Origin of the sequence: Sanguibacteroides sp. AM78-02pH3A (genome assembly GCF_027666085.1) — a bacterium.
GTDB classification, from domain to species: domain Bacteria; phylum Bacteroidota; class Bacteroidia; order Bacteroidales; family Marinifilaceae; genus Gabonibacter; species Gabonibacter massiliensis.
On record NZ_JAQEHX010000004.1, the window covers coordinates 262,692 to 287,721 of the forward strand.

The 25,030-nt window shown below is 43.0% G+C and carries 13 protein-coding genes; 11 read left to right on the forward strand and 2 right to left on the reverse strand.

All coding sequences use genetic code 11. The annotated features are described in order from the left end of the window. Window positions 1–8 precede the first annotated feature (8 nt). The 11 genes from PGR74_RS08315 (at window position 9) to PGR74_RS08365 (ending at window position 22,966) form a co-directional block, all read left to right on the forward strand. On the forward strand, window positions 9–1,490 hold the full coding sequence (locus PGR74_RS08315; protein ID WP_041505414.1) for a RagB/SusD family nutrient uptake outer membrane protein: 1,482 nt from the start codon (window positions 9–11) through the stop codon (window positions 1,488–1,490). Window positions 1,491–1,519: 29 nt separating this feature from the next. Further along, a complete protein-coding gene (locus tag PGR74_RS08320; protein WP_160289122.1) occupies window positions 1,520–2,212 on the forward strand; it encodes a DUF4843 domain-containing protein in 693 nt (230 codons plus the stop codon). A 17-nt stretch (window positions 2,213–2,229) separates the two neighbouring features. Beyond that, a complete protein-coding gene (locus PGR74_RS08325) occupies window positions 2,230–3,870 on the forward strand; it encodes a PKD-like family lipoprotein (RefSeq protein WP_270516909.1) in 1,641 nt (546 codons plus the stop codon). A gap of 122 nt (window positions 3,871–3,992) precedes the next feature. Then, window positions 3,993–6,623 (forward strand): zinc-dependent metalloprotease, encoded by a 2,631-nt coding sequence (locus tag PGR74_RS08330; RefSeq protein WP_110688624.1) that lies wholly within the window; start codon window positions 3,993–3,995, stop codon window positions 6,621–6,623. Between the two features lie 75 nt (window positions 6,624–6,698). Continuing rightward, a complete protein-coding gene (locus PGR74_RS08335; RefSeq protein ID WP_052649427.1) occupies window positions 6,699–9,344 on the forward strand; it encodes a zinc-dependent metalloprotease in 2,646 nt (881 codons plus the stop codon). Between the two features lie 32 nt (window positions 9,345–9,376). Continuing rightward, window positions 9,377–12,004, forward strand: coding sequence for a zinc-dependent metalloprotease (locus PGR74_RS08340; RefSeq protein ID WP_041505417.1), 2,628 nt, complete (start codon window positions 9,377–9,379; stop codon window positions 12,002–12,004). An 18-nt stretch (window positions 12,005–12,022) separates the two neighbouring features. Next, the gene (locus tag PGR74_RS08345; protein WP_041502037.1) at window positions 12,023–14,629 is read left to right on the forward strand and encodes a zinc-dependent metalloprotease; all 2,607 of its coding nucleotides are present in this window, start codon (window positions 12,023–12,025) and stop codon (window positions 14,627–14,629) included. 32 nt (window positions 14,630–14,661) lie between these two features. Then, window positions 14,662–17,253, forward strand: a complete 2,592-nt coding sequence (locus PGR74_RS08350) for a zinc-dependent metalloprotease (protein ID WP_041502036.1) — start codon at window positions 14,662–14,664, stop codon at window positions 17,251–17,253. Window positions 17,254–17,355: 102 nt separating this feature from the next. Then, window positions 17,356–18,276 (forward strand): ABC transporter ATP-binding protein, encoded by a 921-nt coding sequence (locus tag PGR74_RS08355; RefSeq protein WP_041502035.1) that lies wholly within the window; start codon window positions 17,356–17,358, stop codon window positions 18,274–18,276. Window positions 18,277–18,282: 6 nt separating this feature from the next. Continuing rightward, entirely contained in the window at window positions 18,283–20,568 is a 2,286-nt protein-coding gene (locus PGR74_RS08360; RefSeq protein WP_041505419.1) for a Gldg family protein, read from the forward strand. Between the two features lie 112 nt (window positions 20,569–20,680). Next, window positions 20,681–22,966: a Gldg family protein gene (locus PGR74_RS08365; protein ID WP_041502033.1), complete on the forward strand. Its 2,286-nt coding sequence runs from the start codon at window positions 20,681–20,683 to the stop codon at window positions 22,964–22,966. A gap of 149 nt (window positions 22,967–23,115) precedes the next feature. Here PGR74_RS08365 and thiH read toward each other — a convergent pair whose 3' ends face one another. Together thiH and PGR74_RS08375 are read right to left on the reverse strand one after the other, a co-directional pair. Continuing rightward, window positions 23,116–24,222 carry a 2-iminoacetate synthase ThiH gene (gene thiH, locus PGR74_RS08370; RefSeq protein WP_041502032.1) on the reverse strand — a complete coding sequence of 369 codons (1,107 nt, stop codon included), beginning with the start codon at window positions 24,220–24,222 and terminating at the stop codon, window positions 23,116–23,118. 35 nt (window positions 24,223–24,257) lie between these two features. After that, window positions 24,258–25,028, reverse strand: coding sequence for a thiazole synthase (locus PGR74_RS08375; protein ID WP_041502031.1), 771 nt, complete (start codon window positions 25,026–25,028; stop codon window positions 24,258–24,260). Between the last annotated feature and the right edge of the window lie 2 nt (window positions 25,029–25,030).

The window sequence follows — 25,030 nt, forward strand, 5'->3', positions numbered from 1 at the left end:
TACAAAATATGAAAAGAATAAAATATACATTATTTTTTATAGGTATCATCACCTTCATGTCATGTGAAGATTGGTTCGATGTAAAACCTGACAATCAGGTGAGTAGTGATGATCTGTATTCAACGGGCAGCGGTTATCGAATGCAGTTGAATGGTATCTATATGGGGTTGTCAGAAACTTCTTTGTATGGCGAAAACCTGAGCTGGGGGTTTATGGATATTTTAGGACAATACTATACGGAAGAGTGTCTGACGGATGATCAGAAAGATATCAATAATTTCCTTTACAAAGGAAATGTCGTAAAAGGACTCGCCAGTACGATATGGAGTAGAATGTATCACGTGATAGCCGATTGTAATGACTTGATCGACCATGTATCCAAAGAGAGTGCGAGTGCTTTTGAATTCGGAGAGATAGAGAAGGCAAAAATTTACGGAGAAGCTTTAGCCATGAGGGCGTTCGTGCATTTCGATTTGTTGCGTTTGTTTGCTCCCGCTAAAGATGACGGTAAAAGATACATTCCTTATGTGACGGATATTAACGGTACGATAAATATACCGTTAACCGTGAATCAAACGTTGGAAAGAATCGTGAACGATTTGAAGGAGGCCCAGCCTTTGTTGGTACAATGGGATTCATCCTATGTAATAGAAGATGATCGGTCTGTTATGCGTATAGTTAAGGTTTTAAGAGATACCAGGTTTACGTTATTTTGGAACGAATACGAGACGAAGGTTGTTTCTTACTTTGAGAAACGCCCGGGATATCGTATGCATTATGCTGCTGCAAGAGCTATTTTAGCCCGGGTTTATTCCTATATGGGATTGCAAAAAGAGGCCTATGACGAAGCCTATGCCGTGTGTAACCTGAAAGAGAGTAGCTGGTCGAAACCCTTTGACTTTAATTACGAATGGGATATAGATGGAACAAGTGAAAATGGAAATAAAAAGTTATTAGGTGATGTCATCATGGCATTTTATAATGAGAAAAATGCGGATAATTTTAAACCTTACCTGAGCACGTCCCCTCTTTATTATAGAAACCTGAATGGATTGTTCAGCGGAGATGCATTGGGAAGTGACGTGCGTTATCTCTATCTGACCATGAATTATCGGGACGGTGGCCGTGTTTCCGTGAAAAACAGACAAGGAACTACCGATGTGGAAGCTATTCCGGTCATTCGTAAAGCCGAATTGTATTATATCATGGGCGAGTATTTGGCATCGCACGGAGATGTTGAAGGTGCTTGTGAATTGCTTCAAGAAATTAAAGAGCGGCGGAATGATATCACCCTTTGGCCGGATATCAATAACGTCACGGAGTTCATGGACTTTATGTTGATCGATGCCCGGAGAGAGTTTATGGGTGAGGGACAGTCTTTCTTTATGTACAAGCGATTGAATCGTTCCTTGTGGGACGGTGCCAGTTCGATAGATCTGACAGGGCGGAGCTATTTACCGATACCTGATAGTGAAAACGTATTATTATGACGTTAATTAATAAATTAAAATATAGTATTATGAGATATATATTCATATTAACAATACTGTTTTCCGTTTTTTATTCCTGTAGTGAAGATAAATTGGATACATACGATGCGGAACGGTACGTTTATTTTTCCAATACTTCCGCCGATAGTATTGTGGAATCGTTTTTCTTTTATCCCGGGGCAAACAGTCGAGAGGTAAAGATAGAGATCGGTTATGCCGGGAAAGAGATTACGGGTAATTGCAAGTATCGGATAGAAGTAGATCAGGATTTGACGACTGCGGCTGCAAATGACTATAGTTTCAGCAATGATCAAGTCTGGGAGGCCGGGAAGGATAAGGATACCCTCGTACTTACGTTAAACAAGACTCCTAATTTGGACAATAAACGCGTACGTTTGGTTTTGAAGATTGTTGCAAGTGATGATTTTAATGTCGGTCCTCTTGCGAATACGAGGTTGATCGTTAATTTTACCTCGATGGCCATTACACCTACCTGGTGGGACGAGCGTATCAGTTCTTCTTATTTGGGCAGATATACGGAGACTAAATATGCCGAGTTTATCAAGGCGACAGGTATAAGCAGCATGGAGAACATGAGTGCAAGTGACAAGAGGTATTATTCATTGAAGTTCAAATATTATTTGATTAATATCAAGAATGAGACGGGTAAGCCGGTTATGGATGAAGGAAATGTAGAGATGACAGTTCCTGTTTTGGGTTAATTATAAATTGATATGATATGAAAATAAGAATATTATTAGCCTTATTCCTTTTTGTTTCTCTTTATAGCTGTTATGAAGATAAAGGGAATTATAATTACAAGGCCATCAATGAAGTTCAAATAACGAGTTTTATAACGAATGAATCGGATTACGATTCCGAAGGGGGATACTCGATCGGTTCTACGGTAAAAGTCTCTCCCGAATTGACATTTGCATTGGATGAAGAGAATGTGCGTTTGGGCTTTCAATGGGTTTTGTTTGGTGAAGTGGTTAGCAGGGAGAGAGAGTTGGTGTGGATTGCCGATACGGCCGGATGGTTTTCTGGGAGAGACTGTTATCTTATTATCCAGGATAGCGTGAGCGGTTTGGAATTCGTGTCCGGTATATATTCCAATGATGCAAATGCAGGATTGCAGTTGTACATTCGGTCGGATGATTTGACGGGCGGATGGATGATTGTAACTAAACGGAACGGCGACTACGTGATCGACTATGCCAATATCGAACATCGTCGTGATCCGGTAACAGGTGAGTATGTTGTTGTACCTTATACCATCGAAAATGTTTTTGCGGAACGAAATATGGGATTGGAATTGGGCGGAGAGATAAAGGATCTCGAGTGTTTCTTCGTGGAGCGAGGTTTTATGACGCCTTGCCAGGTTTTGATTTTGCAGGAGGGGGGTATCGGACCGGTTTATGTTGACGGTGCAACTTTCCAAAAGAGTATATCCTTGGCAGATGAATTTGTGGGAGCAAGTTTACCGCAGGGTGTGAATTTTGCCAGGGCTTACGATAAACCGAAAGGAACTATTCTGCTTACCGATGACGGACAAGTGTATTTGAGAAGAAAAGATGATCCGGATGCTTATTTCACCGGAAAATTCCCGGATTTTTCTGTAGCTATCGAAAAAGGAATGGATGCCGGCCCGTTTGCCTCTTATCGCTATGATGAGTTGGTTGGTTTGACATTCGATAAGAAAAACAATCGTTTCCTGATGTTACAGGATCGTTTCGAATATTATGACGGAGCTGTTGAGGGCGGTGTGATTTCTCAGGTGTATCAGGCACCGTCCGAGGAGTTTACCATGATGAATAATATGGGTGATGTGGAGATGCTTTATTACGGTAGTTATAAAGATGGGGACGACTTGAGATATTTCGTTATGTATAAAAATAACAATCCGGGAAAGGATGGAAAATATTACTATATGATATTCAAGTATCATAGAGATTGGGAAACCGGATTGTGGGAAGTAATTCCGTTGATAGAAAAAGTTTTCCCGAGTAGCGAGTTGTTAGATGGAAAGAATGTATTCGCAATTTCTCCTCGAGAGAAACAATATTTCCTGTTTTCGGGAGGTGATCAGCATGATAAGTTGTATGGTTATATGTTTGCGGGAGACGAGGGTGGTGTAGCCAACGCGAGATTGCTTTATGACTTTAAAGGAGCCACGATTAAAAGTATTGAGGTAACTGACCTATCGAGTCGGGCCGTGTACATGGGAATTGGTTTGTCGAACGGGAAATTGTGTGAAATGGGTATTGCAGCCGATGCTTTTATCAATGGTGTTACAGAGGATTACATTGATTTTTATCCTCAAGATTTCGGAGATATTCAGTTTATAAGAAAATTAAGAACAAGTAGTAATCAGTGGTAAAAATAGAAGGGAGAGAGCTTTCGCTCTTTCCCTATTTCAATATCGGGTGTGCGTATGTTATGTGAATCGATTTTCTGGTAATAGAACTGGAATTAACTGTTAAAATTATTAAACAAAAAAGTATGAGGAACAAGACGATTTTTTTTCTGATCGTTGCATTTTTATTGCCCTGTATCGGTATGGCAGGTAGTAAAAAAGACAAAAAGACTAAAAAAGAGACTCCTTACCAACGGCTATTTAAGGATAAAAAGTGCAAGACGGTAAAGGGAGTGATTACTATTCACAAAATGGACGATAAGGTCTATTTTGAAATTCCTTTACAGGTATTGGGGAGAGAGATGTTACTGGGATCCACGATCACGGAGATCACCAGTAATTTATTCGGTAGTGTGGGAGAGAAACCTTTCGATCCGCTTCATGTGGTGTTTGTAAAGGATGATTCGGCCACCGTCAGTTTACGGGAGGTTAATTCTATTCAGACTACCAATACCGAGCGGTACAAAAAGTTGATGAGCGAAGGAAGTATGCCGGCAACCATGGAGAGTTTTGAAGTTAAAGCTTATACTCCTGACAGTTCTGCCGTCATCATAGATATGACGCGATTCCTGCTTAGCGATAAGGGGGAGTTCAGTCCTTTTACTCCGTGGAGTCCGATCTTGATGATGAATCGGGATATGAAGATGGAAAAACAGTATAAAAATCAACTATCCTGTGTCGGTGAGGTTAAATCTTTTGAAGATAATTTTAGTGTTCAGTCTTTGTTGACTTACGAGATGAGTGTGCGGGACAGATGGTTTTATTATTTATACAAGATGCCTTTTTCAGTCGTTATGACCCGTAGTTTTTTGCTTTTACCGGAGACTCCGATGCGTCCTCGCCCGGCTGATCCTCGTATCGGTATTTTCGTGGGAGGGAAATATGCTTTTGACGAGGGAGAACAGACCCAAATCGATTATTATGCTACTCGTTGGAGATTAGAGCCTAAGGATAGGGAGGCTTACGAGAGGGGAGAGTTGGTAGAACCGATAAAACCCATTGTTTTTTATGTGGATAACGCTTTCCCTGAAAACTGGAAAAAGTACGTGAAAAAAGGAGTGGAAGAGTGGCAGGCTGCTTTCGAGAAGATCGGTTTTAAAAACGCTATTGTAGCCAAAGATTTTCCGACGGACGATCCGAATTTCGATCCGGACAATCTGAAGTATTCCTGCGTGCGTTATTCTCCTTCGCCGATAGCTAATGCTATGGGACCTTCTTGGACAGACCCGAGAAGTGGCGAGATCATCCAGGCTAACATTTCGGTTTACCATAATTTGATCCAGTTAGTTCAGGATTGGCGTTTTTTGCAGACGGCCGCAGCTGATCCTTCGGTCAGAAAGGTGGATATGGATGAAGAGACATTGGGAGATTGCATCCGTTATGTTATCTCTCACGAAGTGGGGCATACCTTGGGATTTATGCATAACATGGCTGCTTCGGCTGCCATTCCGACGGACTCTTTGCGTTCTCCGTCATTCACGCAAAAATACGGTACGACTTATTCTATTATGGACTACGCCCGTAACAATTACGTGGCTCAACCGGGCGATGCCGCCCGCGGCGTGCGGATGACACCTCCCGTATTGGGACTTTACGATTATTACCTGATCCATTGGTTGTATACACCTATATACTCGGCTCGATCTTCAAAAGAAGAGGTTCCTGTACTGGACAGATGGATTTCTGAAAAATCGGGAGATCCTGTTTATCGTTACGGGAAACAACAGATTTTAGCGCATTATGATCCGAGTTCCTTCGAAGAAGACTTGGGTGAGGATCCGGTTAAATCGGCTACTTATGGTGTGCAAAATTTGAAGTATATCCTAAAACATTTGAATGAATGGACGGCTGCCGACGATAAGGATTTCAGTTTCCGGCAAAATATGTACAACGAGTTGTTGTATCAATATATCCGTTACATGAATCATGTATTGGCCAATATCGGTGGAGTGTATTTGAACGAACGTTATGACGGAGACCTGCGTCCGAGTTTTGCTATCGTGGCGAAGGAGAGACAAAAACAAGCCCTTCGTTTCATGCTCGAACAAGTAAGGGATATGGAATGGATTGACGATAAGGATTTTCAGGCGGGGATGCCGATTATGGGGACTTTTACGCAGACCATTCAGGATATCGTATTGCCTGCCGTTTTGAATCGTACTGGAATCGTGGCTTTCGGGACGAAGTATACGAAAGAGATTGAACCCTATACTCCTGAAGAGTATTTCAATGATATTTATGAATTTGTTTTTGCCCCGACAAAAGCAGGTAAAGATTTGACCGGGGCGGAACGGAAACTTCAAATGGCGTTGTTGTCGGAATTGATCAAGGGATCCGGAGCAACAAGCACTCAATTAGGATCCGGTGGAGGCATAGGATTCCGGGATCAGAATCTGATCATCGTTCCGGAAACTATACTTGCGAAGAGCAGAGATACCTATGGATTTACAGGGGAGTATGATTCGGGATTGCTGCGGAATCGTTTCATGGTAAAAAATGAGTTGCAGAATCGGTTCGATACTCCTCAGGTGGGAATAAATGGATTCAGTTTTTGGGTACAACTGCCTATAGAGAACTATTCAATGGAACCTCTTTATTTGTCGACTTTGCAACAAACGTTAAGTTTATTGAAAGACAGAGCGAATACAGGTTCAAAAGAGACCCGGCAACATTACGAGTTACTGATTCATAAAGTAGAACAAGCTTTAGGCAGATAATCATCGAATAGATTCAGCAGAGTTTGATTTTTCGGATGAATGCGAAAAATAAAGTGAATAAAATAAGTAGAAATTATGAGAAAAGTTATATATGTCATATCTCTTTTTGCTCTTCTTTTTGCGTTTTCAATGGAAGTCGACGCGAGTAACCGTAAAAAGAAAAAAGAGAAGAAAAATAAAGAGCAGGTAGAGGAATTGACTCCATACCAGAAATTATTTAAAGATAAGAAAGTAACTACCGTGAAAGGATTGATGACCGTACACCAGGTTGATAAAAAGGTGTACGTGGAATTTCCTCTTCGCTTGTTGGAGAAAGATATGTTATTGGCTTCCACTATAGACAAGATTACCGATAACGGCGAAGGTTCCGTGGGAGAATTTGTCGGAGGAGGTTTTACCCTGCGTTTTATCCGTCGGGATTCCGTTATTCAGGCACGGATGGCTGTTGAAACGGATTTTTTACCGGTAGCTCCTTCCAATAGCAGTAAAGATCCGGCTATAGAGAAAGCCTTGGAGCAATCCTCCTTACCGGGAGTCTTTGGTACGTATAAAATTGAGGCCTGGACTCCGGATAGTTCGGCCGTGGTTATCGAATTGACCCCTTTGTTTACGAAACATTCCATTTATACCAATCCGTTTCCTCCCTATGCACCGAATGCGATGTTCGGTTTTATCGGGCGGAGACATAAGTTGCAGGAGAACCGTACGCATTTGAAAGGGATTAAAGCCTATGACAGCAATATTGTGGTAAAATGCGAACAGGGATACGATGTGGATTATTTGGGATTTTTCGGTGGTTATCTGGCACAGGACGTGAAGATTTCGGTAATTAGTAACAAAATATTGATGTTATTGCCGGAAGAACCCATGATGCCTCGCCTTTCGGACTCCCGTATCGGTGTGAATTACGTGATGAGTAATGATTTTACCAGTCCTATGAAGGGATTGGAAAGGGTGTATTATACCAGTCGTTGGCGGATTCAGCCTTCCGATCCGGAGGCTTACAAAAGAGGCGAATTGGTAGAACCTACGAAACCGATTGTATTTTATATGGATACGATTATGCCTCAAGCATGGAAAAAATACATCAAAGCGGGATTGGAAGAGTGGAACGGTGCTTTTGAAAAAATCGGGTTTAAAAACGTGATAGAGGTTCGGGACTTCCCAAAAGACGATCCGGATTTTGATCCGCTTAATATTGAATATTCTGTGATTCGTTATGTTCCCGTCAATTGGTTTATGGCAATGAACCATAGGGTGGTGGATCCCCGTACGGGAGAAATTTTAAGTATGTCTATTTGTATTCCTGATAATTTTATCGGTGGTTTGTACGGAGAACGGGTTCTTTCCACGATGAATGCGGATCCTTCCGTGCGTCGGGCGAAGCTGACCGAAGAGCAGTTGGGGGAGATGATTCGTTTGGAGATGGCTTCTACCATGGGATTTAATCTCGGTTTAATATACAATTGTGCGGCCTCCGCCGTCTATCCTGTCGACTCTTTACGTTCGGCTTCGTTTACGCAAAAGTACGGGTTGAGTCCCTCCGTTATGGATATCGTTCCGAGTAATTATATCGCTCAACCGGAAGATGTCGAGAAGGGGGTAAGGATGACGAATAAAGGTATCGGCGAATACGATGAATATGCTATTAAATGGTTGTATAAACCGATAGAAGGAGCCCGGACCCCTCAAGACGAAAAGGTTACTTTGGACCGTTGGATCAAAGAGTCCAGGAATAATCCGAATTGCCGTTATCGTTTGTTTGAATATTACGGTGCTTTTGATCCTTCCGTGTTCCTTTCCGATTTGGGAGACGACCAGATTAAGGCGTTCGAGTATTTTCTTCAGAATATGAAAGGGGCGCTGGCTCATTTTTACGAGTGGTATAAAGAAGATGACAGAGATATGTCGAAACGGGCAGGTATTTATGAAGGTTTGTGTTCGAATTTAGGTGGAAATCAACTGGTTCAATTATCCAATTTTATAGGTGGAATCCGGATGATCGAGGCCAATGCGGATGAAGATGTGAAGAAATACGAAATGCTTCCGAAAGAAGAACAACGGAAGATGGTTCACTATTTATTAAATTTCTCTAAAGATCTTTCCTGGCTGGAGGACCTGGATCTGATCCGTCAAATGGGACCGGGGCGCGGTTCTATGGTAGATGCTATGCATAGTACCGTTTTTGGTCTTCTCTATTCTAAAATGGGACGTTTGAAACTATGTGAAGCCAAGTTTGCGAATGCGTATACCTCGAATGAACTTTTAAAGGATATTTATCAATTCGTTTGGGAAGGGACTTTAAAGAATCGTACTTTGACAAAAGAGGAGATGAAATTACAAACTTCTTATTTGGCGATGGCATTGAAGAATTCGACTTTGGGCGAATCGGCTGCAACCTTGCAAGCTTCAGGCGATAGGTTATTTACAACAAATCGGTTGGCCTGGAATACCAGTTTGAAAAACGAGATAAGGATGAAAGGAAATAGTCCTATTCATAAAAATAGATTCGAAATGGAAAGTCCGGTCCGTGAAGTAGGGGCTTATTGGCTGCCTTGGTGGATTCGTGTTTCGGATTACCCGACTTCTCATGAATTTTATGCTATGGTTTTGCAGGTACAAGACTTATTGAAAAAGGCGAGCGTAAAAAGTTCGGGAGAGACAAAACAGCATTATGATTACTTACTCTATAAGATTAAGAAATCTTTAGAGAAGAAATAGTTAACGGGTAAAATGTTTAAATAAATGAACAAATGAGAAGCAGAATAATATATTTATTGGTAATTGTTTTGTTACTGCCTTGTATGGCGCATGCTCGGAAGAAAAAGGAGAATCCGAAAGAGGCAGTAACGGAAAGAAAAGACAACCGTTACGAGGAACTATTCAGAGATAAGGCCTGCGAAACGGTGAAAGGCTTGCTTACTTTGCATAAGGTAGACGGCAAGATCTATTTTGAAATTCCCACGAAATTGATGAATCGGGAAATGTTATTGGGATCCACGATTTCGGGAACCACGGATAATATGTTCGGTAGTATAGGAGAACGCCCTTCAGATCCTTTGTTGGTAACCTTTACTCAGAAAGATTCGACTTTGGTCAGCTTGGGTTTGATTCAGACGACTTACATGACTCAGAATGAAACATTGAAGGATCGTATGAACCGGGGAAATATTCCGGCAGTCATTAAAAATTTCGAAATTAAGGCTTATACTCCGGATAGTACGGCAGTTGTTGTCGATATGACGGATTTTTTATTGAGCGATAACGAGACGTTACCCTCTTTTTCTCCCTGGTCTCCGATCTTATCTATGATGTGGGGGAGCCCTCTGAATAAGAATTTTATGCGGGAAGAGTCTCAGGTATTGAAGATAAAAGCTTTCGAGGATAATGTAACGGTTCAATCCCAATTGGCATTCCGTTTATCTGCTGAAACTTCGTATTTCCGTTATTGTTCGGACAAACCGGTCACGCAGATCATGACCCGTAATTTTATTCTTTTGCCGGAGATACCCGCACGTCCCCGTTATGCAGATCCGCGCATAGGCGTATTCTACCAGGGAATGTATGAAATGGGAGATCCGAAAAAAGGGATAGATGTTTTGTATTATGCCACCCGTTGGAGATTGGAGCCTACCGATGAGGAAGCTTACCGGAGGGGCGAGTTGGTGGAACCTAAGAAGCCGATTGTTTTTTACGTGGATAATGCCTTTCCCGATCAGTGGAAAAAATACATCAAAGAAGGTATATGCGAATGGAATGCCGCTTTTGAGAAAATAGGGTTTAAGAATGTAATGCGTGCGGAAGATTTTCCGACAAACGATCCTGATTTTGATCCGGATAACCTGAAATATTCATGTATCCGTTACTCTCCTTCCATTGTTGCGAATGCCATGGGACCCTCCTGGACGGACCCTCGTACGGGAGAGATTTTAAATGCTTCCGTGTACGTGTATCATAATTTGGTGGAGCTGGTTCAGGATTGGCGTTTTTTACAGACTGCCGCCGCAGATCCCTCCGTCAGAAAAATCCGGTTGGATGACAAGGATTTCGGTGACTGTTTGCGTTATGTATTGGCTCACGAGGTCGGACATACGTTGGGTTTGATGCATAATATGTCTGCTTCGGCGGCTATTCCGACGGACTCTTTGCGTTCTCCGTCGTTCACGCGGAAATACGGAACAACCTATTCCATTATGGATTATGCCCGCAATAACTATGTGGCCCAGCCTGGAGATGCCGCTCGTGGCGTGAAAATGACACCCCCTCGTTTGGGATTGTATGATTATTATGTTATCGAGTGGTTGTATAAGCCCCTGCTGGATATAAGGTCTGCCAGAGAAGAGATTCCCGTTCTGGATCAGTTTATTACGGAGAGGTCTGACAATCCTGTTTATCGTTACGGAAAACAACAATTCAGGGAGTATTACGATCCCCGTGCCATGGAAGAAGATTTAGGGGATGATCCCGTGAAGTCCGCCACTTATGGAGTGAAAAACTTAAAATATGTGTTGGAACATATGGATAAATGGGTAAAGGATGAGGATAAGGATTATAAGTTCCGTAAGAATATGTTGAATGAAGCACGTTATCAGTTTGCCCGTTATTTGAACCATGTGATGTGTAATTTGGGTGGTCTTTATTTGAACGAAAGATATGAAAACGATAAGGTCCCGGCTTACGGTGTGGTATCCCGGGAAAGACAAAAGAATGCCTTGCGTTTTGTATTGGAGCAGACCCGGGATCTTTCCTGGTTGGATGATAGGAAGGGATTGCCTTTGGGACGGGAAGTTGCGGAAGAGTTTCAAAAAGACATACTTCGCGGTCTTCTTATGATTATCCATAAGGTTGCGATGACACAAACCTTTTCCGACGAAAAGAAACCTTTCAGTAGAGAAGAGTATTTGAACGATCTGTATGATTTTGTAATGACTCCGACCTTGCAAGGGAAGAAACTCACGAAGGGTGAACAGAGTCTGCAAAAAGGTTTGTTAGCGGCATTGCTGGAGGCATCCGGTGCGCAGAAAAAAGACATGGGGATGAAACCTTTCGAGTGGAATCTGAAAACGCCGTTTGTACGGGTGCCGGAAAGCGTGAGAGCTTTGAGCCGGGAGAAATACGGGGAGATCGGTGAGGATGTGATGGGACGTTTCACGAACAGAAGAACATGGGGTGAACAACGGAATATGCAGCACCCGGCAGAGGTTTCCGGATTTGGAGATCCTTTCTTCCTCTTTAAAACTTTTCCGATGGAACCGGATAATTACTCTTTGTTACGGAAAATGTATTCCGCTTTTAAGGGTAAACAAAACGTAGGGACTCCTGAGATGCAACAATACTATAAATTAATGGTTCGTCAGATGGATAATATTTTCAATGATTGAGATATAAAATAGAAAATTATGAAAAAGATCATATACATATTGTTTCTTTTTACTCTTGTGTTTGGCGTGTGTGATGCCTCTGCCGGGGAACGAAGGAAGAAGAAAGAAGATAAAAAGAAGAAAGAGTTGACTGCCTATCAGAAATTGTTCGATGGTAAGCAGGTTCAAACGGCTCGCGGTTTAATGACCCTTCATAAGGTCGGCGATAAGGTTTACGTGGAATTTCCGGTGCGCCTGTTGAATAAGGAGATGTTGTTTACCTCTTCCGTGGAAAGAATCAGCGATTGCGGAGAGAGTGCCGTGGGAGAATTTTCCGGTCCCGGAGTACCTTTGAAATTTACCCGTATGGATTCTGTCCTTCAGGCCAGGATACTGCTTATGAATCCTTTAAGAAACATGACGGACGATTTAGGTGTCAACGAAGCCTTTAATCGTTCGGCCATGCCCGGAGTATACGGGAGTTACAAGATCGAAGCGTGGACTCCGGATAGCAGTGCCGTAGTGGTGGATATGACCTCATTGTTTATGTCTCACAGTATTTATACGACACCCTTTACCGACTATGCCGGAAATTCATTTTTTGGTCTTGCCGTACGGGATCATAAATTTCAGGAAGATCGTAATTTTTTGAAAGGGGTAAAGGCTTATCCGACAAATGTTGCGGTGACTTGCGAGATGGGATACGATGTGGATATTTACTTCTTCGGTATGTTCCTTATAGAAAAAGATATGAAGGTATCTATCGAGGCCAATCGGATATTGATGCTTTTACCGGAAGAGAAGATGTTGCCTCGTCTGGCGGATTACCGCGTAAATGTGGAATATAACCGGGAAAGCGGTTTCGAATCTCCCCTGAAGGGTGTGAAATCGGTATATTTCACGAATCGCTGGCGTTTGGAACCTTCCGATCCGGAAGCTTACCGGGAAGGAAAAACGGTGGAACCTAAAAAACCCATTGTTTTTTATATCGATACGTTAATACCGGAGTCGATAAAGCCCTACGTGATAGCCGGTGTTAAGGAGTGGAATGCTGCATTCGAGAAAATCGGTTTTAAAAATGCGATTCAAGTGAAAGATTGTCCGAAGGGTGATCCTGATTTCGATATGGCAGACGTGAGTCATTCTACCATTTTGTATGCTCCGATTAAGATGTATGATGTAAAATCTCAGAGGTATTGCGATCCGCGTACGGGAGAGATTATATCGGCTTCTATTCTTATCCCGGTGGGATATGATCCTACTTATGAATTGAAAATGAATACGATGGCTGTCAACCCTCAAATCCGTAACAATCATATTCCGGTGGAGGTTTATGGAGATGTGATTAAATCGGATGTGGCTAGAGAGATGGGTGTCTGTTTAGGATTTACTGATAATTTCATGGCCTCTTCTGTCTATCCGGTAGACTCTTTGCGTTCCGCAACATTTACCCGGGCCCACGGATTGACGCCTTCCGTTATGGATCTCGTGGCTTGTAACTATATCGCACAACCCGGAGATATGGAAAAAGGCGTCCGTATGTTTTCCAAGGGGATTGGCGAGTTTGATTATTTTACCGTTAAATGGTTGTACCAACCAATAGAAGGGACAGTGAAACCGCAGGATGAAACAGAGGTTTTAAACCGGTGGATTATCGAAGCTAAAAAAGAACTCAATTATAGGTATAGTCCCATGATATGGAGTTTCTACCGTTTGTTGGGAGATCCTCGCCGGAACAGGGGCGATTTGGGAGACGATCCGATGAAATCTCTCGAATACAAGATCAACAATATTAAATATGCCATGAAACATTTCAGAGAGTGGTTCAAAGATGATGATAAGGATTTGCGTGTAAGGACTTCCCTTCATTCCTCTTTTTCCAATCTGTTATCGAATGAAATGAATAACTTATTGGGATACGTGGGTGGAATCTACCTGAATGAGGTTACTGCGGACGAGGATATGCCGACTTTTACTGTTGTACCCAAGGAGCGTCAACAAGAGATCGTACGGTATGTTTTGGATATGTCTAAAACGTTCGGATGGATGGATGATAAAGAGTATACAAAAGAGACCGGATTGGGGTACGCGAGAGTTCCTTCTCGGGAGATGCAGTTAGCCGTTATCGGTAGCTTACTCGGTAAGGTCGGCGATCTGAAATTATGTGCTGAAAAATCGGGCGATGCTTATACTCCGGATGAATTTTTGGATGACCTGTATGCCTATATTTGGGAGGGAACGTTGAAAAAACGTGCGTTGACGGAGGATGAACGATTTTTACAGAGGAGTTTTGTTGGTATGGTTATGGCTTCTTCCGCTGTTGCTGAATCTCCGGCTTCTTTTGAAAAGGAACAACAGAGATTCCCTTTTGTGGCCGGGAAGAACTTGGTTTACTGGAAACCGGATACGCGAGAATTCAATCGAATGGAGCAAAAGTGGAGGAACGATTATTTGCCGTCGCAACGTAGCGGTTATCAAGGTTATGTCGCAACAGCGAAAGGATACAATGCGGCTCCGGAATATTATTCCATGTTGGTAAGGATCCAAAAATTATTGCAAGGGGCTGTTCTTTCCAGTAGCGGCGATACGAAAGCCCATTACGAGTACTTGTTGTATCGGATTCGTAAAGCCATGTCTAAGAAATAAACAATAAGTAATAAAGTTAAAAAAGATATATCATGAAAAACAACACGATTATTATACTGTTAGTTGTTTTGTTGATGCCATTCCTTGCAGAGGCTCAGAAAAAGAAAGGGAAGAAGGGGAAAGGGGAAGTAGAGCAAGAGGTAAAAGCACCTAAGAAGGAATCGGCTTATGACAAACTTTTTAAAGATAAAGCTCACGAGAGTGCGAAAGGGTTGATGACGGTTCATAAAATAGACGGTAAAGTTTATTTTGAGGTACCTTTGAATTTGTTGGGTAAAGAGATGCTGATCGGATCTGCGATTGCCGAGAATTCGAGTAGTTTGTTCGGGGCGGTGGGAGAAAAACCGCATGAACCTCTTCACGTTGTGTTTACTCGTACGGATTCTTTATTGAACTTACGTGAGGCAAACTCCTTGCATACGACGGATAACGAACGGATGCGTCAAAACGTGGAGTTGAGTGCTATCCAGGCTGTTATTAAGAATTTTGAAATAAAAGCCTATTCTCCGGATAGTACGGCCGTGGTCATCGATATGACGGATTTTTTGACTAACGAAAATGAGAAGTTGGATCCTTTTTCTCCATGGATGCCGATTTTAATGGAGTATTGGAGAGATGCCAGATTGGAAAAAGAGTTTCAGCAGGCACATACCCAGATCGGAAAAATCAGTGCGTTTGAAAATAACGTGAACGTGCAGACCTCTTTTACTTATACCGTGAGTATTAATGCCGATAACTGGTACTGGCTTTATAAAATGCCCTACACGGCAACCATGAGCCGGACATTCCTTTTGTTGCCGGAAAAGCCGATGCGTTCCCGGATAGCCGATCCCCGGATTGGAATATTCTTCGGAGGTAAGTATTTGTATAGTGATAAGGAGAGAGGAGTAGAGGTGGTTTATGATGCCAATCGTTGGCGTTTGGAACCGAAAGATGTGGAGGCTTATAAACGGGGTGAGCTGGTTGAACCGATAAAACCCATTGTTTTCTATGTGGACGATAATTTCCCTGCGGCGTGGAAGGAATATGTAAAGGCTGGTGTCGAGGAGTGGCAGGCGGCTTTCGAAAAGATCGGTTTTAAAAATGCGATTATTGCCAAGGATTTTCCTAAAGACGATCCCGATTTCGATCCGGAGAATCTGAATTACTCTTGTGTACGTTATTCTCCTTCCTCTGTTGCCAACGCCATGGGGCCTTCTTGGACAGATCCGAGAAGCGGAGAGATCCTGCAAGCTAACGTATCGGTGTATCATAACCTCATCCAATTGGTACAGGATTGGCGTTTCTTGCAGACGTCTCCGGCGGATCCTTCTGTTCGTAAGATACAATTGGATGACGCTACAGTTGGAGATTGTATTCGTTACGTGATTGCTCATGAGATAGGCCATTGTTTAGGATTAATGCATAACATGGCAGCTTCGGCGGCTATCCCGACGGATTCTTTGCGTTCCCCGTCATTCACGCGGAAGTACGGCACGACTTATTCTATTATGGATTATGCCCGTAACAATTACGTGGCTCAACCGGGAGATGCTGCTCGTGGTGTGAAGATGACACCCCCTAATTTGGGATTATATGATTATTATGCCATCAAATGGTTGTATACGTTTCTTCCGGATGCCCAAACGGCTAAGGATGAGCTTCCGACATTGGAACGTTGGATTTCCGATAAATCGGGAGACCCGATTTATCGTTATGGAAAACAACAAATTTGGGCACACTATGATCCGAGTTCGTTCGAGGAGGATTTGGGAGACGACGCAATCAAATCAGCGACTTACGGTGTGAAAAATCTTAAATATGTACTGGCTCATTTAAACGAGTGGACGGCCGGGGAAGATTTGGATTACTCTTTCCGTGAAAGGATGTATAACGAGATCGTATACCAGTATGTACGTTACCTGAATCATGTGGCAGCCAATATCGGAGGAATTTATTTGAATGAAAGTTATCAGGGAGATAAACGTCCGAATTACGCTTTTGTTCCGCGCGAGAAACAAAAACGGGCATTGAGATTTTTGTTAAATCAGATAAAGGATGCCGGATGGTTGGAGAATCCTGATTTTCAAAAAGAGATGCCTTTGATGGGAAATATTTCCAGGGAGTTGGAAGATAAAATTATGAGCGGGATTTTAGGACGATTGGGGGCTGTCTCTTATTGTGCGGAGAAGGCACCTGCCAATCAGGTATACACGTCTTCAGACTATTTAAACGATTTGTATGATTTTATTTTTACGCCTACCAAACAAGGAAAAACCTTGTCTAACGTCGAAAAGAAAATGCAATTGGCTCTTTTGAGTCAGGTGATCGGGGGTGCCAACGTGGAAAAAGATGCCAAGGGAGGAAAAGGCCGGGTACGTATGATCGTGGAAGTTCCCGAGAGCGTTAGGGCCAAAAGTCTGAAATATTACGGGCAGGTGATGGGAAATAGGGGGCTGGCGGATAAGCAGGGATTCAGCTATTACGTGGATATTCAGATGGGTAACGCAGATGTGGCTCCTTACTATTACGATTTAATGAAAAAGACGTTGAATCTGTTGAAAAACCAGGCGATGACCGGTTCTTCAGACACTCGGCTTCATTATAAATTACTGATCCATAAATTGGAACAGGCTCTAAATTAATGTTTCTTCTCCGGTTTCTCTTTGTCGTCATTCTGTTCTCCATGAATGACGACAAAGGAAACCCGATGAAAGGATGTTCAATAACTAAAATTTAATAATTGTATGGAAGAATCGATCGTAAAAGTTGAAAATCTATCCCATCGCTACACGGTTCAGTGGGCTATCCGGGATATTAATTTTGAAATCAACACTAATGGTATATATGGTCTTCTCGGATCCAACGGGGCCGGGAAGTCGACCACGATGAATATCATGTGTGGCGTTTTAAAACAGACGGAGGGAGATGTTTATATAAAGGGGGTCAGTATGCGAGAAAATCCCGTAGAGGCTAAGAAACATTTGGGTTTTTTACCGCAAAAACCGCCTTTGCATATGGATATGACGGTAGAGGAGTACTTAACCCATTGTGCCAATATGCGTTTAATGCCATCTAAGGAAGTGAAAAACGCTGTAAAAGATGCTATGGGACGTTGCGGTATTTCTCATTTTAATAAGCGTTTGGTACGTAACCTTTCCGGGGGATACCAACAACGATTGGGAATAGCGCAGGCTATCATTCATAATCCGGAATTTGTAGTGTTGGACGAACCGACGAACGGGTTGGATCCGAACCAGATCGTGGAAGTGCGTCATTTGATCAAAGAGATTGCAGAGGAACGTACTGTCATCCTTTCGACACATATCTTGCCGGAGGTTCAGGCCACCTGTGATTATATCCGTATGATTGAGGAGGGTAGATTGGTTTTTGCCGGGACGGTAGACGAGTTCGATAATTATATCATACCGAATACCATATTTGTTTCGTTGATCGCTCCGCCTGCCGTGGATGAATTGGCTAAGGTTCCGGGAGTAGTTAACGTGGAGGAGTTGGGAGGAACGAAATTCAGGTTACAATTTTCCGATAACCAGGATGTTATCGAACGTGTGGTAGAGACAAGTGTGGCCAGAGGATGGAGGTTGAATGATATACATCTGGAAAAGAGCTCATTAGATGCCGTATTTGCCGAATTATCCAAAAAGTAAGAGACGATGAAGACCATATATAAATTGGCGTTGGCGGAATTACAAACGTTATTCTACTCACCGGTAGCCTGGTTGATTCTGATTATTTTTACTTTTCAGGCGGGAATGGTCTATACCAATCTTTTCGGAGGCTTGGTACGTGCCCAATCATTAGGTTATCCTGTGTACAATGTTACTGCGGAAACTTATTTTCCATTTTTCAGAGCCATGCAACAATATCTCTATTTTTACATTCCTTTGTTGACCATGGGGATCATGAGTAGAGAGTTGGGGAGCGGTTCGATTAAATTATTGTATTCTTCACCGGTTACCAATACTCAGATCATATTGGGAAAATATCTTTCCCTTATGCTTTACTGTTTCGTGTTGATAGGTGTTTTGATCGTATTTGTCTTTTTTGGCGTATGTACGATTAAAATGGTGGATATTCCATATATGCTCAGCGGTCTTTTAGGACTCTATCTGTTGTTGTGCGCTTACGCGGCTATCGGGCTTTTTATGTCCAGTATAACTTCGTATCAAGTGGTTGCCGCTATGGGAACTTTGGCGGTTCTTGCCGTATTGAGCTATGTAAAAGGAATGTGGCAAGGCATAGAGTTTGTAAAAGATATTACTTTTTGGTTATCCATAGACGGACGGGCGGATGAATTTATCGGCGGGTTGATATGTAGTGAGGATTTTCTCTATTTTGTCATTGTGATCGCAATGTTTCTAATGTTGTGTATCCTGCGTTTGCAAGCCAGGAGACAAAGGATATCTTGGATCGTTCGTTGGGGGAAATACCTGGGTGTTGTCGGTATTGCCATGTTGTTGGGATACCTCTCTTCCCGTCCCGTGTTTATGAGTTATTACGATGCTTCCCGGACAAAATTCAATACACTGACGCCCAATAGTCAGGAAATTGTCAAGAAATTGGACGGGGGATTGACGATTACTACTTTTACCAATATTTTGGATAATGATTTTTACAGTACTTTACCCGAAAATGTTAATTGGGATAAGGAGGTTTTCAAACAATACGTGCGTTTTAAGCCGGAGATAAAGATGAAGTATGTTTATTTCTATGCCGATGCTCAAAACAAAGAGTTGGATAAGATGTACCCGAATATGACGGATAAGGAGAGAGCCCGGAAAATGATAGAGTGTTGGGGTATCGATTCCACGATCGTACTTCCTCCGGAAGAGATAAAGAAAATTATCGACTTGGAAGCGGAAAAAAACCACTCTGTTCGTTTGGTGGAACGGGAGAACGGACAACGGATCTTCTTGCGTTTTTACGAGGGATTTGATCGGAACCCGCGTGAAGGGGAGATTTCGGCGGCCTTCAAACGTCTGATCATGAAATTGCCCATTGTCGGTTTTTTGCAAGGACACGGGGAACGTGATCCGAAAAAGGAGGGAGATAGGGATTATAATCGTTTTTCTCAGGATAAGTGGTTCCGTTATGCTTTGATCAATCAAGGTTTTGATGTTGCGGAGGTAACTTTGGATAAAGATATTGCTCCGGATATAGAGATACTGGTGATAGCCGAGATGAAATCAGCGCTGACTCCGGAGGAGAGAATGAGATTGGATGCTTATATCGAAAGGGGAGGAAATTTATTGATTTTAGGGGAGCCGAGACGTAGGGATATTATGAATCAGATTGTGGAACCTCTGGGAGTAAAATTTTTACCTGGGGTTTTGGTGAAGCCTACGGAGAATTTTCAGGCGGATTTGATCATTACGACTCCGACAAAAGAGGCGGGTGAACTCTCTTATCCTTTCCAGACGATCATCGATTATGAAGGGTGTGTAACGTTTCCGGGAAGTTCGGCCTTGGCTTACGCGGCGGATAAGGGATATAGCGTGACTCCTCTTTTCATGAGCGATACGGCGGGGAGCTGGAATGAATTGCAGACGACCGATTTTATCGATGACGTCGCTACCTTGAATCTTTTGGAAGGAGAGAAAGAGGAGAGCTTGCCGATAGCCTTGGCTTTGTCTCGGAAAGTGGGAGAAAAGGAGCAAAGAATTATCATTTTCGGTGATGCCGATTGTATCAGTAACGGCGAGTTGGGTATGCAACGGAAAGATGTTTGGGCGATGAATTTCAATATCCTTACGGGTTCTTTCTTCTGGTTATCGCATGAGGAAGTTCCTATTGATATGCGACGCCCGACTCCTCCCGATAATGCCGTTTATGTCGGTGAAATCGGGATGTCAGTTGCGAAAATCGGATTTTTGGGAGTTTTTCCTGCCATTTTAATATTCTTCGCTCTGTTTATTTGGATACGTAGACGGGGAAGATGATACCGTAGGTGTTTTTGTATAAAAGTTTCCGGGAAAGTGCGTGATCCCGGAACTTATTAGAGCTTCGGTTGTTGTGAGATATAAAATAAAATTATTAATTAAAACAAAGTTGATGAAGACAATCTATAAATTAGCGATAGCAGAATTGCAGACCCTCTTCTATTCGCCTGTGGCTTGGTTGATTCTGATTATATACACGTTTCAGGCAAGCATGATGTTTACTGAGAGTATATCCGGTATGGTACAAAGTGTCTCTCTGGGGTATCCTTTGAGATCTGTAACAGGAAGAGCTTTCGGGTATATGTTATGGCAAATGACGGAGTACCTTTATCTTTATATTCCGTTGTTAACCATGGGATTGATGAGTCGTGAATTGGGGAGCGGCTCTATTAAATTGTTGTATTCTTCGCCCGTGACCAACGCTCAAATTATTTTGGGAAAATTTCTTTCCATGATGATTTACGCCTTGGTTTTAATCGGTGTTTTATTCTTGTTCTTCCTTTATGGTGTGTTTACCATTAAGGATATGGAGATCGGAACCCTTTTGACCCAGTTCCTGGGAATTTATCTGTTAATCTGTGCTTATGCGGCTATCGGACTCTTTATGTCCAGTATAACTTCCTATCAGGTCGTTGCGGCAATGGGAACCTTGGCTATATTGGCTGTTTTGAACATGGTGGGAAATTTATGGCAGGATATTGATTTTGTAAGGGATATTACCTATTGGTTGTCCATGAGAGGACGCGTCGGTACTTTCCTGAGGGGAATGATATGCAGTGAAGATTTTCTCTATTTCGTCATTGTAATAGCCATGTTCTTAATGCTCTGTATTTTGCGTTTGCAAGCACGGAGACAAAAGATTTCTTTCTGCGTTCGTTGGGGCAAATATGTAGGAGTGGTTTGTATCGCTATGTTACTGGGGTATTTTTCTTCTCGTCCGGTATTGATGGGGTATTATGATGCTACCTCCACCAAAAGTAATACCTTGACTCCCAATAGTCAGGATATCGTGAAGCGTTTGAATGGCGGTTTGACGATCACGACTTACGTCAATCTGTTGGATGAGGATTACCGTTTCGGTCTGCCTCGAATGATGAATATGAACCGGGGACATTTTGAAGACTACGTGCGTTTTAAACCGGAGATCAAAATCAAATACGTCTATTATTACGATAAAGCGGAAAACAAACATCTGGACGAGCGTTATCCGAATTTGAGCGATAAGGAACGGGCAAAGAAATTATGTGAGATCTGGGATTTGGATTCCAATATGTTTTTACCGCCGGAAAAGATTCGGGAAATGGTGGATTTGCAACCGGAAGGGAATCGGTTCGTGCGTTTGATAGAGCGTGAAAGCGGAGAAAAGACGTTTTTGCGTGTTTATGACGATATGCGGAAATTCCCGGGAGAGAGTGAAATTACGGCGGCGTTGAAGCGACTGGTAATGGACCTTCCGACAGTCGGCTTTTTGACAGGACACGGGGAGAGGGATATCAATAAGGAGGGAGACCGGGACTATAAACGTTTTGCCCAAGATAAAAAATTCCGTTATGCTTTGATCAATCAAGGTTTTGATGCCAAAGAGGTTACGTTGGATCAGGATATTCCGGACGATGTACGTATTTTGGTTATAGCCGAAATGAAACAGGCGCTTACTCCGGAAGAAAAGGCCAGGTTGGATGCGTACGTCGCGAGAGGAGGAGATTTGTTGATCATCTCCGAACCCAAACGTCGGGAGTTTATGAATCCGATAGTTGAACCGTTTGGCGTTCAGATTTTACCGGGAGTATTGGTGAAAAAAAGCGAGAATTTCCAGCCCGATTTGATTATGGTAACTCCGACACAGGCAGCTTGTGAGCTATGTTATCATTTCGACGGGATTCGGAGATGGGAAGGGTGTGTGACCATGCCCAGTAGTAGTGCTTTGGCGTACACGGAAGATAAAGGATACACGGTTACGCCTCTTTTCATGAGCGATACCGTGGGAAGCTGGAATGAGTTGCAGACCACCGATTTTGTCGATGATATTCCTACGATAGATGAAAAAACGGGAGAGACGGAACAAGCTTATCCTACGGCTCTTGCTCTTTCAAGAAAAATAGGAGACAAAGAGCAGCGTATTATCATTCTGGGGGATGCCGATTGTATCAGTAACGGAGAGGTTAGTATGAGCAGGAAAGACGTGAGAGCCATGAATTACTCTGTCATCATCGGTTCTTTCTATTGGTTGTCTCATGAAGAGGTGCCGATCGACATTCGCCGTCCGAGCACGACGGATACCGAATTGTACGTGAGTGAGGCTGGTGCTATTGCCACGAAGATCGGTTTTATGGGTGTGTTGACCGCCTTCCTGATCTTTATGGCCCTCTTTATCTGGATCCGTAGGAGGGGAAGATAAAAGTTAAATCGTGCCGAAAATAATTTCGGTTTTGAAGAAATGATGAAAAGTGGAATAGAACCGGAGTTCATTTTTGGCACGTTTTGTTTTATAGATAATTTAGTGTTGGATAGGATGATTTGTTGTTTTCAAATCATCCTATTTTTTAGTTACATCCATTTATCCCAATCCTTCCATACCGGTTCGTAGCCTTGTGCTTTGATGGCTTCCACCATCTCCTGAGGCGTACGGTTGTCGTTGATGGCAAATTGTTCCAACTCCTTATGGGGGACGACATACCCTCCCGGTTCGGTACTCGATCCGGCACTCATGGAGGTCGCACCGAGGTGCATGACATGGTCTCTGAATGCTCTGCTTTCTCGGGTAGATATGGATATTTCCGCTTCTTGATCCAACAGGCGATAGGCACATATTAATTGGACCATCTCCCTGTCATTGATCGGATCATTGGGTGTAAAAGCTCCTGCATGTGGGCGCAGGCGGGGAAGAGAGATGGAATACTTGGTTCGCCAATAGGTTTTTTCCAAGTATTTCAAGTGTAATGCCGTGAAAAACGAATCGGTTCGCCAGTCTTCCAATCCGAGTAAAGCTCCTATTCCCATTTTTTGAACTCCGGCTCTACATACCCGATCGGGAGTTTCCAGACGATACCGATAATTGGCTTTTCGACCCTTAGGATGATACAGAGGGTATTGTTTCTCGTTGTAAGTTTCTTGGTATACGCATACGAAACTGAGTCCGGCTTCGGCTAAACGGGCGTATTCAGCTTCTTCTAAAGGTTGTACTTCCAAGGCTATCTGTGAAAACTTATCCCGAATGGAACGGATTACTTGTTCGTAATAATCCGCGTCGGTTTTGGCGGGAGCTTCTCCCGATACGAGTAAGATATGTTTAAATCCCCATCGGGTGATTACTTGAGTTTCTGCTTCCACCTCTTCTAATGTTAACATCTTACGATGAAGTTCGTTATCGTGATTGAATCCGCAATAAACACAGAAATTGGTACAGTAGTTGGAAACATAAAGGGGAATATAGAGTTGGATCGTATTTCCGAAACGGGCCAATGTCATTCGATTGGCTTCCTGTGCCATATCTTCCAGTAACGGAGCGGCTGCAGGAGAGATGAGAGCCATAAAATCGTCCAAGGTTCGGTGCGGGTTGTTGATGGCGTCAATGGCATCGTTTTTCGACTTGTCCATGATGTTTTTTTTCACATCTTCCCAGTCGTAGGTTTGTAGGGTATCATAAAAAGACATAATTGATGCTGTAATTTAGTGATTCTGGCAAACGTTTATAGATTCAGGAATTCGGTCAGCGGGGAACTGGCTTGTGCGTGTCGGTATTGTTTGGCTAACTTGGCTTCGAATGCCATCCGACCGGCTTCCACCGCTAATTTAAAAGCCCGACCCATCCCTACCGGGTCGGGAGAGACGGCAATCGCCGTATTTACCAATACGGCCGCTGCACCCATCTCCATGGCTGCCGCCGCGTGGGAAGGAGCTCCGATTCCGGCATCCACGATCACCGGAATATTACTTTGTTCGATGATAATCTCCAACAGGTCTTTCGTGACTAATCCTTTGTTCGTTCCGATAGGAGCGCCCAAAGGCATAACAGTGGCTGCTCCGGCCTCCTCTAAGTGTTTGCAGAGTACAGGATCGGCTTGAATGTAAGGAAGAACGACAAAGCCTAATTTTGCCAGTTCTTCGGTTGCTTTTAAGGTTTCGATGGGGTCCGGTAACAGGTATTTGGGATCCGGATGGATCTCTAATTTCAACCAGTTCGTTCCCAAAGCCTCCCGGGCAAGTTGGGCGGCGAAAACAGCTTCTTTGGCCGTTCGAACCCCTGATGTGTTCGGTAAAAGTGTGATATGGGGAGCTTTTAAATGAATTAAGATATCGTCCTCTTTTTCTGACATATCCACTCTTTTAAGAGCAACCGTTACCAATTGGGACTCGGATGCTTTAATGGCCTCTTCCATTAAAGCATTGGACGAGAATTTACCGGTGCCGGTAAATAATCGTGAAGTAAACACTTTATCAGCTATTTTAAGTGGTTCCATGC